The organism is Spiroplasma endosymbiont of Asaphidion curtum (assembly GCF_964031085.1).
Classification (GTDB): domain Bacteria; phylum Bacillota_I; class Bacilli_A; order Mycoplasmatales; family Nriv7; genus Nriv7.
This window is the reverse complement of the sequence record NZ_OZ035001.1, coordinates 1,260,766-1,275,503: the sequence shown is the minus strand read 5'-3', so window position 1 is coordinate 1,275,503 and position 14,738 is coordinate 1,260,766. Positions and strand designations below refer to the sequence as shown.

Genomic DNA, 14,738 nt, shown 5'->3' with positions numbered 1-14,738 from the left:
AAATTGTTTCTGAATATATTTTATAAAATATTCTTCGCTTGTAATTGTTGTCTAATTTTATCTGCTAAATTATAATTTTTTTGTTTACGCGCATTTTGTCAAGATAATAATAATCGTTTCACATCATCATCAAACGAAACTAATAAAAATTGTAAACCTAAAAGAAATAAACATTGTTGCAGGCTATTAAACAATGGTAAAATTACTCCTGATTTTCCTTTTAAAATATTATTAATTTCCTTAACAATTTGTTCAATTATTACTCAAGCATTAGCAAAGTTAAGGTCATCTTGTAAATAATTTACCACTTGCATCACAAGTTGTTCATTTTTTTCATTAGTATTAACCTCGCCATTAAAAAAAGAGATTACTAAACTTTCTTTTAATATTTGATGAATTTTTGCAACTTTTTCTTTTCCTTGAATAATAAAATTTTTAGTAATATTTAATGGTTTAGAATAATGGGTTAGCGTTAATAAATATCGTAAAACATTAGCATCATAATGTTGCAAAAATTCTTTAACAACAATAGTATTTTTAAGAGATTTTGACATTTTGACATCATCATAAAATAGATGACCATTATGAAGTCATATTTTAACAGGTTCTTGGTTATTTAATGCTAACAATTGAATTCTTTCATTTTCATGATGAGGAAATATTAAATCAATACCACCACCATGAATATTAATCGGTTGTTTAAAATATTTATTAATAAATAACGCACATTCAGTATGTCATCCCGGTCTGCCTTCACTTCAAGGCGAAGTTCATTTTTGTCCCTGATCAGTTTTTTTCCATAAAACAAAATCATTAATATAATTTTTATTACTATCAATCGCAACTCTAATTCCCATTTGCAAATCTTCTAAATTTTTCTTTGATAATTGTCCATAAGTTTGAAAATATCTTTCTATTGCTAAATAAACATTACCATTTTTAACATAAGCAGCTTTAATTTTAACTAACCGTTCAATAAATTTAATAATATCAGCAATATTATCACTTACTTTGACAAATAAATTTGGTTCATAAACATTTAATTGTTTTAAAACCTCAAAATAACTTTTAGTATACTTTTCAGTTAATTCCTTTTCAGTTATTTTTTCTAAATGAGCTTGATGAATAATCTTATTATCAATATCAGTAATATTTTGCACATAAAAAGTTTTCTGTTTAGTAAACATAAATAATCGTTGCAAAATATCAAAAATAACAATTGGCCGCATATTCCCAAGATGAACATCACCATAAACTGTCGGTCCACAAACATACATTGTAACTGTCAAGTCATTAATTTTAATTTTTTTTTGCTGTTTACTATCTCATATTTGCATTAAATTCACCTATATAATCTAAAAAATATTATAACACACTTAAAATATTATGGTAAGATTAGAATATGAAAAAACATGTTTGAAGTATAATAACAATAACTTTTATTGCTTTGACAGCACAAATTATGAGATTTTTATGACTATACTGACAAAAAACTAATTTTCAAAAAATAAGCAACATATATTTTATAATTGCTATTGCCCTTTTAACAATAAAAATAATTCTCTATTTGATATTCAAAGTAAGTAAATCCTGTTTACATCACAAAACGCAAACGCTAAATTTAGTATTAACTGATCAAGAAATTGCTAAAGATTATCTTAATTGTTATCACAATAATGAAGACAAATATGAAAAATATTTACAACAAGTAAAAAACTATTAAGTCTAACTTCCTTTATTGCGATATTAAATTTAGCGTTTGCGTTTAGTATTAGTATTATCTTTAGTACCATTTAAAAAGTGAGGTTGAATAACCTCACTTTTTTGTGTTAACTTATTTATTAATTCATGACTGTTCTAAAACCTTAAAATATAGTCTATTATCATTATTACGAGAATAAAATCATCATCCAACATAAGCAATAATATCACCATTACTATTTAAAATATGTCATTCATTATTTTTAATTTCAGCATGCTGTTTTCTTTGTTCACCAACAACAAGTGATTTTTCTTTTTGCGAATGACTATAGACTTGGTACATAACCTTTAATTTTATCTACTATTTTGATAATATTATTTTCTAGATGAAGTACAAATGTTAGATAAATACAAAGACGAAAATGAATTTTATAGTCTAATAGGCATAAAATATAAAACTTTCATGAAAATGGTAGAAATTTTAAAAGAAGCTGAAGCTAAACAAAAACAAATTGGTGGTAGACCAAATAAATTATCAATAGAGCAAAGATTACTTATGACTTTAGAATACTGAAAAGAATATAGTACATATCGTATTATTGCAAAAAAATATAATATTAGTCATGTTAGTTGTATTCGTAATATCTTTTGAGTTGAAAATACTCTAATAAAAAATAGTCACTTTCATATACCTGGCAAAAGGATATTATTGGAAAATAAGGGTACTAATAATAATTTATTAGCAATTGATGCTACAGAAATTCCAATTGAAAGAATTAAAAAAAACTAAAATTATTATTTTCTGGTAAGAAAAGGCAACATTCATTAAAATCGCAAATAATTATTGATTTATTTAACAATAAAATTATTTCAGTAGATTTTTGTTATGGCAGTATTCATGATTATAAGTTATTTTTAAAATCAAATACACTTATAAATCCAAAATTAGAATTAATTGCTGATTCAGGATATCAAGGTTTGCAAAATGTTCATAAAAATACATTATTGCCAATTAAAAAGAGTAAAAATAATCCTTTAAATCGGTCGCGTTTAGTTTTCTTAGGTATTGCTTTAAAGAAGTAAAACAATCAGCTAATTATATTATTTAATTACTAAACTAACCCTACCTTTCTTGTTATTGTCATTTTTATTCGTTTTCATTTTATCATATTATTGAATTTTTGCACAATAAAAATTATTAATTTTATTAAATTTTCACTAACTATATATTTAATTTATATTTCTGAATTAATATTTTCATTAATGTAATGTAATACATTTAATTTGTTTAAATTTGCCATTCTTAAATGTAATAGATTAGACTTCTTGCATTACTTATTAAAATAATTACAAATAATTTGTAATTATTTTAATAAGTAATGCAAGAAGTCTATTGAAAAAACAAAATAAAGGAGTTAATTTTATGAAATTTTTAAATATAACCGCTGTTTTAGGAGTAATAACATTACCAATAGTTGGTTGTTCTAAAAAAGCAAATGAACCAATATTACAAATTGAGAATGAATCATACGAATTAAACTTAAAAAAAGGATTTGTTTACTTAGTAAAAAATAGATGAAAAAAACCTACTACTGATATAAAATGAGATTTATATATACATACACAACAATGACCAATAAATATGCCAAACTGAATAAAAATTGATACAATATCTCCAATTAAGGAAAAGACAATACATAGCATAATAGATAATTACCATGCAAAAAATGAAAATATCCTTGATGAACTTACAAAACTCAACTTTAATATCAAGTATGAAGAAATTGAAAACGGTAATATTCAAAAAAAGGAAATCGTTAATCTAAAAGTAACAATATTAAAAAATCCTACTTGGACCCAACTAATAACAAAAATTAAAGGTTAAACCTTTAATAACTAAATTTAAAAACTGTTAAAATACTACCTTTCTAAGGTGATATTCTATGGTGACAAATACCCGTGCCCTTAAACAACCAAACAATTTTTTCTTTTTTTATTTTGTCAAAATAGAAAAGCAGTATTTAAATTTAAATACTGCTTTAATAAAAATATTTTTAATCTTAATTTAAATTAGATAATTAACAAATATATTAAAATTAAAAATCAGGTTATTTTTACATAACACATATAAGAAATATTTTTCTCTTTTAATTAAAAATGTTAAATTTTTATTCTATTCCTAGTCAATCGCCTTCAGTGTTGGTTATAATGACAAAACCATCATTTTCATTATCTAATATTTCAAAATAACCATTTATTTGTTCGAAATGAAGCACTATTACTTTTACAAAAGTGTTGAAATCTTCGTTTGTAACACTTCCACCTCAGCCAGAATGGTCATTTATAACAAATTTATTTTTAATAATTTTTATAATGTTTGCTTGTGAATTTTTATTTTGTTTGATTTCATTTCATGTGTTTTTGTTAATTTTAATTTTTAATTTATCATGAGCTAGAAATTTATATCATTTTTCAATGTTATCATAAACATTATGATGAATTGAAGTTGGCAACACAATATCAGATGTTGCATGATGATGAAAAGCAAAATACATTCATGTTCCTGCAATTGCTAATCCTCCAATTACTAGGGATAGACCTAGAGTTTCCGGAGCCAGAGCGGCAGCGGTACCAGTTTCTCCGGCTATAACCCCACCTTCAACTGCTGCTGTTTCGGCAACAGTAATTGTTTCTGCAGCGGCGGCTAAGCTTTCTGTTGTGCTTGTTGATAAGAGCGGAGTCATTTCCATTGCTTCTGCATTTGTGACACTAGTAGCAGCGGTACCGGTACCACTAACAGTCATTTTTGTTCCATAAGCTGTTAATGCACCCCCACTTAAAGCTGCTAATCCAGTATTTGTTAATTTTTCTTTAAAAGCTTTTTTATCGTTTTCCGGTAATGTTTGATAATAACGATTAATTTCATTTAATCTTTTTAATTTTTCTTCTTTTGAAAGAGCGTTATATTGATTTATTGCCTTAGCGGTTGTTGTTTGTAAATTTTCCATATTTGTATTGATGGGTTGATTTACTACTGGGGCATTTTGTTTTATTTCGTCTTTATTGTTTTTAATTAAGTTAATTTCTAAATTTTCATCATTTTTTAAACTATCATCTTCTGCTTTTTTATCTACAAAATGATATTCATCTTTTTGTAATGGGGTTGCTGTTGGTTCTGGTGCCTTGGCAATATTATTACCTTGATTAGCATCATCTTCACTATTGTTAGCCAAAGTGGCGTGGCGTTGACCATGATCATCAACTGCTAATTGAATTGCGTTCGCCTCTGGTTTTGGTGTGATTGGTAGTAAATTATCTGGTCTCTTGGTTATATCAACGACCGGGACATTTCCCTGATTGTCATTAATAACAATAGGCTGATTGGTTTGATCTTCTTCTGGTGTTAAAGCAAAATTATAATGATTGTGAATACCCGAACCTTTTTCAAGCTCAACATAAGATATCGCGATGTTATTATTATTTGCATTTTGATGCACGGGTTGATGCGGGCTACCAGTACCGACACTAATATTAGCATTTAAAAGATTACTCATTGCTATTATTTCTGGCACACCACCTCATGTTGATGGTTGTCTCATTCTTTCTAAATAGTTAGTATCAACATCATTATTATCTTGAATAAGACTTCTAAATGTTAGTTCGTTATCATGATTTGGAATTGTATCTAAATGTGATTGTATATAATCAACGACACGGTTACGAAAGACATTTATTATTAAATTATTTGCTATTTGATCTTGATATCATAATTGGTTTAAACTTCTATTATTTATTAAATCATAATTTTTTAATAGTTTTCGTATATTTCATAAATATTTTAAATTTTCTTCACCAAATAATTGGATAAATCGGTTTCTAAACTCTTCATAATTATTTCTCACTGACAATAAGTAGGATGTTGATACCGACCAAAACAAACAACTATTATCCGCCGGCACATCATACAGATTATTTTGATTTTGTTTGTCGCTTGTGCTATCTTGTGGTGGTTGCCCACCAATGTTTGGAATATTGCTAGTGGATTGATTTGGGATTACTATACTTCCTTTAGAACGCGTTTCCCCTCCTTTATCTTTATCTTCTGTATTAGTAAATATGGATATTAATTTCTTTGTTAGCATAATTTTAACATTATTATCTGATATTTCTCTTAAATCAGTTTGCTGCGTAACATTTGACAATTCAATTTTTAATAATGTTTTTAATTCTTTTTGAGTTTCTTTTAAACTGTTATTAATTTTTGTTTTTTGTTCTTCATATTGTGTATTTTGTAATAAATTATTACAAATAATTATTTTTTTATTTAGTTCAACAAATTTCTCTAAAAGATTTATCACTTCTGTGTGGTCTGTTAGTTTTGCAACATCTAACGGTGTTAAATCATACTTATAATCTTTTGCATTTACATCAGCACCATGATCAAGTAATATTGAAACAATGTTTAAATATTCTCTATCTATTGCAACATGTAAAGGTGTTAAACCATTGTTATTTCTTGCATTTACATCAGCACCATGAGAAAGTAATAATTTTACTATATCAATATCACCATAAAATGTTGCAGTGTATAAAGCGGATGAATCATATTTGCCTTTTTCATCAACATTAGCACCGTTTGCTAGTAATCATTTTACTATGTCAATTTTATGGTTAGCTATTGCAACTTGTAAAAATGTTAGATCATTATTGTTTACCATGCCAAATTGTAAAGTTAAGTGCAACTAAATTATTTTTCTAACCAAATATTCGATTGGTGAAAGATAATTTAGTATTTTTCTTGGTCTTTGGTTTAAAGACAATATAAATTTATGAACTGCATTTTTAGTAGTATTTGAAAAATTAAATTTTTTAGGAAATTTTTCTCTAATTAAACCATTAGTATTTTCATTAGTACCTCTTTGTCAAGGCGAATACGCATTAGCAAAATAAATTTTCACATTTAAATTTTTTTCAAGTTGTTGTCAATTAGAAAATTCTTTACCCCTATCAAATGTTATAGTCTTAACAAGATTATTTGGAAGAATTGATAAATAATGGCTAATGTTTTCGTTAACAACTTTAGTAGTTCTATTTTCAACTAACATTGCTAAAGTAAATCTTGATGTTCTTTCAACTAAAGTTATTAAACATGATTTACTTTTACCTCGTGATGATACTACAGTATCACCTTCTCAATGACCAACAGTTATACGATTATTAACATTAATATTTCGTTCTTTAATTGATTTACCATTAAATTTACCGCGATTTTCTTGAGATTTTCGTTTCTTACCTTTTCTTCTTAAATTTTTATTAGTAACTTTTTCAAGTAATCCAGAATAAATTCAATTGTAAATTGTTTTAAAACTAATAATTCATTCTTTATGAAAATTTTTAATTCTGCCATAAATTTGTTCAGGCGATCAACCTAATAGTAATTTTTGTTGTACATATTTTACTAATTCTCTATTTTTAAACTTATGAAAATAAACATGTGATTGTTTTCTGTTTTCTGCTTTATTTTGTGCAATTAATGAAAAATAATGATTACTATCTTTATTTCTATTGACTTCTCGAATAATAGTACTAATACTTCGATTAAGATTTTTAGCTATTTCACTAATTTTTACTTTAAACTTCAATTGATTCTCAATATAAATTCTTTCATATATGCCAAGATGTTTGTAACCCATATAAAAACTCCTTGCTTTGTTTTTTCTAAAATAAACTTAGCATCATGAAATTTTTATATGAGATTTTTTGCAATTTTATTTACTTGCACTTACAAGTATAATTCAGCAAATTAATAACTTTGTTAATTTGTGTTAAATTACCGATTTTAAAAAGAAAAATTAAAATACAACCTGCTAAAAATAAATAGCTCACAATGTTTTTAAAATAACCGTTGTAAATATATCAAATTGCTCCGCAATGTCATAAAATTAAAAATGAGGTGCGATTCAATTCAATAAAATGGTTATTTTTTTCTATTATTCATTTGCAAAATTTCATCTTGCACCTCACTTTATTTTTTTGTTAGCGTACCGCTCCAAGTAATTTTTCAAACATTTTAAAGCAAATAAAGAATATTGCCAAAATAAATGGAAAAATGAATATTCAGTAGTCAGCAAAGAAGTTACCGACTTGTGGCATATTAACAGCAATAATTTCTCACATTTTAGTAAACGCTGTTATAATTGCGTTTCACAATTTAGTCATCGCGTCACTAGCTGTTATTTTTTCTACTGTTGCTGGTGCATCGGCCAAGAAAGTTCCAATCATATAATCACCCCCTTTCTTTTTAAAACATTCATCATTTATATTTATATTCAAAGTTTTTCTTAAATTTGTTAAAACCACGATTAACCTTAACACGATTGTATTTTTTTCTAATTAATTTTGAATTTCTTTGGGAATGCATCACAATGTAACTTCTTGACATTACTTTTATTTCTATCTAAATACTGATATGGTTTTTCAAAGTAACATTAGAATAAATCACACCATAATCGCTGTTAAGAATCAAAAAGCAATGTTTGCTATTAAAAGTCAAAGTGGTGCTTCGGTTAATTTAATTTCTTTACCCCCCAGTAATGTGAGCCGGAATAGTTGTAATTTGAATAAATAAATCTCAGAAAGTTTGTTTAATTTGTTCTCAATTAAATTCTTTTAAATTTACTGTCATTTTTTATCTCCCAAAAATCATTTTTATTGGTAAATACATAATTGAAATTAACGCAAAAAGAAAAGTAATGATAATAATTAATCCGGCAATAAACGCAACTTGTGCAGGCATTTTTTCTATCGGAATAAACAGTTTTAAGAACTCCATAATAATTTCTCAAAACATTATTTTTTATCCTTATTATTTTCTTTTGAATTAGGGGCTTTAACTCATTCTTCAAAGCGAGCAATAAATACTTTCTCGTATTTTGTGAAATTACCAGTATTATTTTTAATGGCATTTTTATATTTAATTCTAATTTTTATTTTGGCATAAATTTTATAACTAAAATACGCCAATAGCATTATGCAAATGATAATAAATATTATTCCAATCGCAATATTCATTTTTAAACTCCTTTAAAATAGTTATAATTTATATCTTTTTTGTTGTTTTCTTTTTCGGCAATGAAGAAGCCTAATAATTCTTGGCCCTTAATTAATTTGGTTTCTTTTTCTTTTTGATTAATTGAGATTACTTGATATTTACTATCTTTTATTATTCCGATGCAGATGGAATTTTCATATTTTCCTTTATAAACAAATCGCTTTGGAAACCAAATACCGATTTGTTCATTAAATCACGGTATTTTTGGTGCTTTAATAAGCATTGCGTTTTGTGTTTCTTTTAAGAGATATTTTTTAGTATTTAAGAAAATGTTTTCAATGTTTTTCATAATAAATTACCTTTCTTATAGATAAACTAAGTTATATTAACTAAGTTTTAGTTAACTTAGTTTTTTAAACACTTATATATCGCAGATTTAAGTGTTTAACAAGCTTTGTTACTGAATTTTGTTTTTTAATTAGATAAAGATTTTAATAATTTTAAACTTAGCATACCCCTATATAGAAATTTTTACACTTTAACATCCGCATCCTACCCTTGGAACTAATTTAATAGCGTGTATATTTTTAGGAAATCCACCCATTCATTTTTTTATTGCAAAACGAAACAAATTGCTATAGCTAATAGGGTGTTATTTATTAACTGGTAAACTTCTTTTGGTTATGGCGACCACCCACAATTTATCGTGCTTTAATACATACCAACATTATTAATTCACTTGTATTTAATTTTCAAAGAACAAATTTTAACACCTTATAAAATAAAAAGACAATCATTGCTGACCGCCTTAATACTTATTCAAACATTTACCTACCTAACAAAACTTTATGCGTCCCTTTAAATCCAGATAAAAAGGAATATAATAGCTTTTTAAATAAAGTTAGAATTGTCATTGAACATGTTTTTGCTAGATTAAAAAGATTTAAAATACTAGTTTATCGTTATCGCAATAAGATTAGAAGATTTGGATTACGATTTAACTTAATTTCAGGAATATATAATTTTGAATTAAGCTAGTTATAGTTATGTACCAAGTCTATTATCAAATTTATTACTTGTATTATTAAAAGCTAAATATTTTGAATCTCTTGTTGACATTCCTTGAAATAAAAACCGGCGTAAGACGGGATTATTTAAAAATCGTGGCAATAATTCTTTGGGAATATCTGATTTTCCAACAACACCCGATTCAAATAAAATTGATAATGTTACGGTATCTTGAACTACTTTATACTTTCAAGCATTAGCAGAAATTCTTTCACGATCTCAATAATCTTCATTTTTCAGAAAAACCGTATCATTATCAAAATCAGTACGATAAATTTTAAAAGCACCATTACCTAAAACTGTATCTTTAGAAGTCCCTCAAAGATTACCATATTTTGCAATAACATCTTTTCTTGAGGGAAGTAAAGCCGGAGAAAACAATTTTTTAATAAAATCCGCGGTTAACTTTGAAACTGCTGTCGGATTAAAACCAGTTACAAAATTAATATATAATAAGTCATTACCAATTGCTTTAATTCCTAAATTATCTTCACTAACTTTTTTGTCTAAATATGCTTTAGCATTATTAATTCCCACTTTACTAGTATCAGTTAAATCATCAACATTAGCAGAACCATTACTAGCATCCAAAACATAACGAACACTATTAACAAAATCAGAGGCCAAAACATTTTTGCCATCATGTCACAATGCTGGTCGCTCTTGAAAAAACTCTTGACCATTTTCGCGATAAGGTAAATCTTTATTAGCAAATGGTGCATATCTCAGTTTGATAATAAATTCTTTAAATTTTCGTGATTCATTATTATTTACTTTATCATCATAATTAACAACAAAAATATCTTTAGCAACGCCATACCAAAATTCAGTTGTACTAGAAATTACTCTTGTACTTTCATTAGCAATATCATTTAATTGCTGATTTAATTGACTAGGATTTGTTAACACTTTATCTAAATCCAAATTTTCATTATTAATATCCATTTCCTTAATAACAACACAACACCCTGATTGCCATTTACTTTTGTCATTTCTAATACTTCATTAGACTTGATTTTTGATCAGCTGGAGCATTATGAAATAACCCCTCAATAAAAGCAAATAAATATTGTGAATTATAACTATGTTTATCATATTTTAAATAATTTAATGATTTAATGGCATCCGCTTGAGCATAACAAAATTAAGCGAAATTGAATTACAAGCCACTAAAAATAGTACAGAATTTATTATTGTTATTTTAGATAAAATTATTTTAAGTAGGTTTCTTTTCATTTTTTTTCTTATAACCTCAAACTTTTTATAAAAAAGTGTGCCAATTATTTGTTTAGAAAGCACACTTTATAAAATGAATAACCAATGATGTCGTTCTTTTTATATTAACAATAATATTACTAGATTTTCCTATCTATGTCAAGAATAAGGGGGCAGATAAGGTTATATCGCAATATCTTTAAAAAGATAACCAAAATTATTATCCAATGATTTGTTTAATCAACTTACTTTTTACTTATATGTTTTGTCTTCTTATAAATTACATTATTAATAACAATCAAAATAACATTTATACCTACTAACATTGATATTCCTAATCCTACTAACAAAATATTATTTCAAACTACTGGTAAAGGAAATATCGGATGATAAAAATCAACAAACTCATAAGGAAATAAAAAAATCCTAATACCATCACCATATAATAACTTAGCCCTTAAATTAATAAATATTAAATAACCAATCGGATATCCTAACATTCAAAACATTTGGCGAGTAAAATATTTTTTATATAAAATCTGAGTTTTCCCTAACGATAATAATAAGTAAATTAATGTTAATAACGGCGTTATGGCATGCATTGTAATGCCAATAACCCGATCAGCATTGGAAACAAATTCATACGATAACCCTGTTCCCACACCATAAAATACTAATAACCAAAATAAAACCATTGTTACTGTAATATATATTGTAATACTAGTTTGTGTTGTCAAATTAGTAAACTTATTAGTTACCGTTTTATGATGATAAAGTAACGCATAAAAGAAATATAAACAAGCTAATATATTAGTTTGCACCGACCAAAAACTAACTAAAACATTAAAATTATATACCCGTGGCATATCAAGCTGTGAAGTTTTAGGGTTAATATATCAATATTCAATAAATACCCCATAAACGACACCAGCTAAAAAGAAACTAAATAAAATTAAAAATGTCATTAACTTATAAACAAATTTTCAATCTTTTAGCAAAACTAAGACATTAGCAACACTAGTAAAAAACAATATTTTACTTTTACTAAAAAATCGTTTAAAAAAACTTTTCATTATAATCCCTACTCTACATTTTCTTGATGAGAATTAAGTTCTTTTTGCAAAAAATATTTATCATAATAAATTTTTAAAATTGTTTTAAAAATTATAAAATATATTGCGATTCGTAACGGCATTAATAATAATTCTTTAACTAATCGTGGTAATAAAGAAACTAAATAATGAATATCATAAAATACTAAAAAATGTAATGGCGATAAAATTCATGAATTAATTAATGTTAAAAATAATTGTAAAATAATAATAATAATAAAAATTAATGCATTATTAAATTTCTCAGTAACACTATTTTGTTTTTGATTATTTCAAGTTATTCACAAAATTAAAATTAAAACTAATTCCACAGCCATAAATAAAGTAGAAATAAAAATTCCAGAAATTACCATATAAAGTAAATCTCATTTAACACTAAAAACTTTATTATTTTTCAATGAAAAAGAGTAAACAAAATCAGAGAAAAATATTAAATAAAAACTTAAAATTAATAAAGCAACCAAAATAAATTGCATCACAGTAAAAAATAATAAATACTTCTTAAAATTAAATTGACAATTACGAAGTTTACTATAAACAATTCCCGCAATTCCTGCAAGAACCCCAACAATTGGTTCTTGAATTGCCATAATTGGACTATAAAATGTAGGTTTTAAGATAAACAATGTTGTATCGGAAATAAAACCAAAAATAAAACCAAAAAATGGTCCATGTAAAAAACTAAAAAGCACATTAGGGATAAAACCAAAACCAATTACCATTGTTCCTTTACCACCAACACCCAATTTTAAACTAAAACCTAAAAATTTAACAATAATTATTGTTAATGCTAACATTACAGCTGCTAAGGCAATACTACGAGTATTGAAATTTTTATTAAAATTCAATTTTAAATATTTTAAAATTGAATAAAAATTTTTACGAAAATAATACTTTGTAATTTGTAACCAAACATTTAACCTTTTCATCTAAATAACACTCCTTATAAATGCTAACGATCTTCATTAATTAATGGTCTAATAGTTTTTCAAGTAATATAAATAATTACTGTATTAAAAAATATTTTAATCGGAGCCATTACCAATCTTGGAATCATTGCTAAACCATAATCCTCAGTACGATTAGTTAACAGACTGACATCCCCCCAAGATGCAATTAACACCGTAACAATATATTCATTAATAACTGCTAACAAAATAATTGGAACTAAATCATTAAAACCTTTTGTATCCTTTTTTATAAAACGAAAATACATTCAAGTTGACCAAATAACAACTAAAATTAAAACTGTCCCAATACTAATAATTAGCATCATAATTCATTTTTTAATCGGAACATTTTTTGTAAAAGGAACTTCATCAACAGCAAAATCAGCAAATTGCGGAGCACAATAAGTCATTACTAAAGCAGCTGTTCCAAAACCAATAATAAAAATATTAGTTATTAAAATTAAAATTCATGACTTTTGATGAAACATTCGCCGCAAATCACCAGCAATACCAGAAATAAAACCAAAACCAATAACCGTCACAATATACGCAGGATGAATATATGACGGAACAAACATCATTACTAAAATATCAGTAATCAAAGCACATAAAATACCAATTACCGGGCCAAAAATATAACCCGTAATCTTAATCATCAAACCTTCAATAGCTATTCTAATCGGCGGTAAAACCGCTGCTGGCATATACAATGCAATAACCACAGTTGTTACTACCGATACCGTTGATAACATGGCAATATAAGCAATATTTTTTGTTGTCAAACGAAGACCACGATATCGTTCTTTTTTTATAAACATTGAAAGCCCTGTCATTAAAATATAAGATAATGCTGCTAAAACTAATGCTCCCGCAACAATATACGCTGTTCTAATATCAAATAACGACAAACCATTTTTATTACTATTAAAGAAAATCATTAATGTAGTTTCCTTTCTAAAGAAAAACTATAACTGCCAATCAATCGGCTTCTTATTATGCTTTATCAAATATTCATTAATCTTACTAAAATACTTCTGATTAAAAAACCCATAATGTGCTCCCAACGGTGAGGGATGTGCTCCCATAAGAATAAGATGCTTTTGGTCATTAATTAAATTAATCTTTGCTTGTGCTTTTTTACCTCATAAAACAAAAATAACATTATTATGATAATTGTCAATATATTTTATTAGATTATCAGTAAATTCTTGCCAATTAAAATTAGCATGTGAAAATGGTTGATCTTTTTGTACCGTTAAAACAGTATTTAAAAGAAAAACACCACTTCTAGCTCATTTAGTTAAATCACCATTTTGAACAATAATTCCTAAATCATTTTCCAATTCTACAAAAATATTTTTTAAACTTGGTGGCAACTTAACACCCTGATTAACACCAAAAGCCAAACCATTAGCTTGGTTTGGCTGATGATACGGATCTTGTCCTAAAATAACTACTTTAATATCATCAAAACTAACAATTTTTAACAATCGTAAAATATCTTCTGGTTGTGGATAACAGTGATTATTTTTATATGCTAATGATACTTTGTTAATTAATTCAATAAAATAAGGTTGGGTGGTTTTTTGATTAATAAGAAAATCTTTCCAACTAGGATGGATATTCTGGAACATTTTTTAA

At 26.0% G+C, this 14,738-nt stretch carries 18 protein-coding genes; 5 read left to right on the top strand and 13 right to left on the bottom strand.

What is annotated here, in order from left to right; genetic code table 4:
• Positions 1-20: 20 nt before the first annotated feature.
• Positions 21-1,337, bottom strand: a complete 1,317-nt coding sequence (cysS, locus tag AAHJ00_RS07580; protein WP_342224018.1) for a cysteine--tRNA ligase — start codon at positions 1,335-1,337, stop codon at positions 21-23.
• A 230-nt stretch (positions 1,338-1,567) separates the two neighbouring features.
• Between cysS and AAHJ00_RS07575 the strand changes: the two genes are divergently transcribed.
• Complete coding sequence (locus AAHJ00_RS07575) at positions 1,568-1,723, top strand: hypothetical protein (protein WP_342224017.1); 156 nt, start codon at positions 1,568-1,570, stop codon at positions 1,721-1,723.
• Between the two features lie 111 nt (positions 1,724-1,834).
• On the opposite strand, the gene AAHJ00_RS07570 is transcribed toward AAHJ00_RS07575, so the two are convergent.
• Positions 1,835-2,044, bottom strand: a complete 210-nt coding sequence (locus tag AAHJ00_RS07570) for a hypothetical protein (protein ID WP_342224016.1) — start codon at positions 2,042-2,044, stop codon at positions 1,835-1,837.
• Between the two features lie 54 nt (positions 2,045-2,098).
• Between AAHJ00_RS07570 and AAHJ00_RS07565 the strand changes: the two genes are divergently transcribed.
• The 3 genes from AAHJ00_RS07565 (at position 2,099) to AAHJ00_RS07560 (ending at position 3,586) form a co-directional block, all read left to right on the top strand.
• Positions 2,099-2,491 carry a transposase family protein gene (locus AAHJ00_RS07565; RefSeq protein ID WP_342224015.1) on the top strand — a complete coding sequence of 131 codons (393 nt, stop codon included), beginning with the start codon at positions 2,099-2,101 and terminating at the stop codon, positions 2,489-2,491.
• A 2-nt stretch (positions 2,492-2,493) separates the two neighbouring features.
• Positions 2,494-2,784 carry a transposase family protein gene (locus AAHJ00_RS08015; protein ID WP_425288898.1) on the top strand — a complete coding sequence of 97 codons (291 nt, stop codon included), beginning with the start codon at positions 2,494-2,496 and terminating at the stop codon, positions 2,782-2,784.
• 340 nt (positions 2,785-3,124) lie between these two features.
• Positions 3,125-3,586: a hypothetical protein gene (locus AAHJ00_RS07560; protein ID WP_342224014.1), complete on the top strand. Its 462-nt coding sequence runs from the start codon at positions 3,125-3,127 to the stop codon at positions 3,584-3,586.
• A gap of 283 nt (positions 3,587-3,869) precedes the next feature.
• On the opposite strand, the gene AAHJ00_RS07555 is transcribed toward AAHJ00_RS07560, so the two are convergent.
• From AAHJ00_RS07555 to AAHJ00_RS07530, 6 genes are all read right to left on the bottom strand, one after another.
• Complete coding sequence (locus AAHJ00_RS07555; RefSeq protein WP_342224013.1) at positions 3,870-6,419, bottom strand: ankyrin repeat domain-containing protein; 2,550 nt, start codon at positions 6,417-6,419, stop codon at positions 3,870-3,872.
• 24 nt (positions 6,420-6,443) lie between these two features.
• A complete protein-coding gene (locus tag AAHJ00_RS07550) occupies positions 6,444-7,394 on the bottom strand; it encodes an IS30 family transposase (protein ID WP_342223478.1) in 951 nt (316 codons plus the stop codon).
• A 79-nt stretch (positions 7,395-7,473) separates the two neighbouring features.
• Entirely contained in the window at positions 7,474-7,713 is a 240-nt protein-coding gene (locus AAHJ00_RS07545; RefSeq protein WP_342224012.1) for a hypothetical protein, read from the bottom strand.
• A 24-nt stretch (positions 7,714-7,737) separates the two neighbouring features.
• Complete coding sequence (locus tag AAHJ00_RS07540; RefSeq protein WP_338967504.1) at positions 7,738-7,983, bottom strand: hypothetical protein; 246 nt, start codon at positions 7,981-7,983, stop codon at positions 7,738-7,740.
• A gap of 567 nt (positions 7,984-8,550) precedes the next feature.
• Entirely contained in the window at positions 8,551-8,772 is a 222-nt protein-coding gene (locus AAHJ00_RS07535) for a hypothetical protein (protein WP_342224011.1), read from the bottom strand.
• 2 nt (positions 8,773-8,774) lie between these two features.
• Positions 8,775-9,101 carry a hypothetical protein gene (locus AAHJ00_RS07530; RefSeq protein WP_338967894.1) on the bottom strand — a complete coding sequence of 109 codons (327 nt, stop codon included), beginning with the start codon at positions 9,099-9,101 and terminating at the stop codon, positions 8,775-8,777.
• Between the two features lie 443 nt (positions 9,102-9,544).
• Between AAHJ00_RS07530 and AAHJ00_RS07525 the strand changes: the two genes are divergently transcribed.
• A complete protein-coding gene (locus tag AAHJ00_RS07525; RefSeq protein ID WP_342224631.1) occupies positions 9,545-9,790 on the top strand; it encodes a transposase family protein in 246 nt (81 codons plus the stop codon).
• Positions 9,791-9,796: 6 nt separating this feature from the next.
• On the opposite strand, the gene AAHJ00_RS07520 is transcribed toward AAHJ00_RS07525, so the two are convergent.
• From AAHJ00_RS07520 to AAHJ00_RS07500, 5 genes are all read right to left on the bottom strand, one after another.
• On the bottom strand, positions 9,797-10,765 hold the full coding sequence (locus AAHJ00_RS07520; RefSeq protein WP_342224010.1) for an ABC transporter substrate-binding protein: 969 nt from the start codon (positions 10,763-10,765) through the stop codon (positions 9,797-9,799).
• A 515-nt stretch (positions 10,766-11,280) separates the two neighbouring features.
• Positions 11,281-12,108, bottom strand: a complete 828-nt coding sequence (locus tag AAHJ00_RS07515) for a hypothetical protein (protein ID WP_342224009.1) — start codon at positions 12,106-12,108, stop codon at positions 11,281-11,283.
• Between the two features lie 8 nt (positions 12,109-12,116).
• Positions 12,117-13,076: a hypothetical protein gene (locus tag AAHJ00_RS07510; RefSeq protein ID WP_342224008.1), complete on the bottom strand. Its 960-nt coding sequence runs from the start codon at positions 13,074-13,076 to the stop codon at positions 12,117-12,119.
• Positions 13,077-13,099: 23 nt separating this feature from the next.
• Complete coding sequence (locus AAHJ00_RS07505) at positions 13,100-14,035, bottom strand: hypothetical protein (protein WP_342224007.1); 936 nt, start codon at positions 14,033-14,035, stop codon at positions 13,100-13,102.
• Positions 14,036-14,062: 27 nt separating this feature from the next.
• Positions 14,063-14,731, bottom strand: coding sequence for a uracil-DNA glycosylase (locus tag AAHJ00_RS07500; protein ID WP_342224006.1), 669 nt, complete (start codon positions 14,729-14,731; stop codon positions 14,063-14,065).
• Positions 14,732-14,738: the final 7 nt, after the last annotated feature.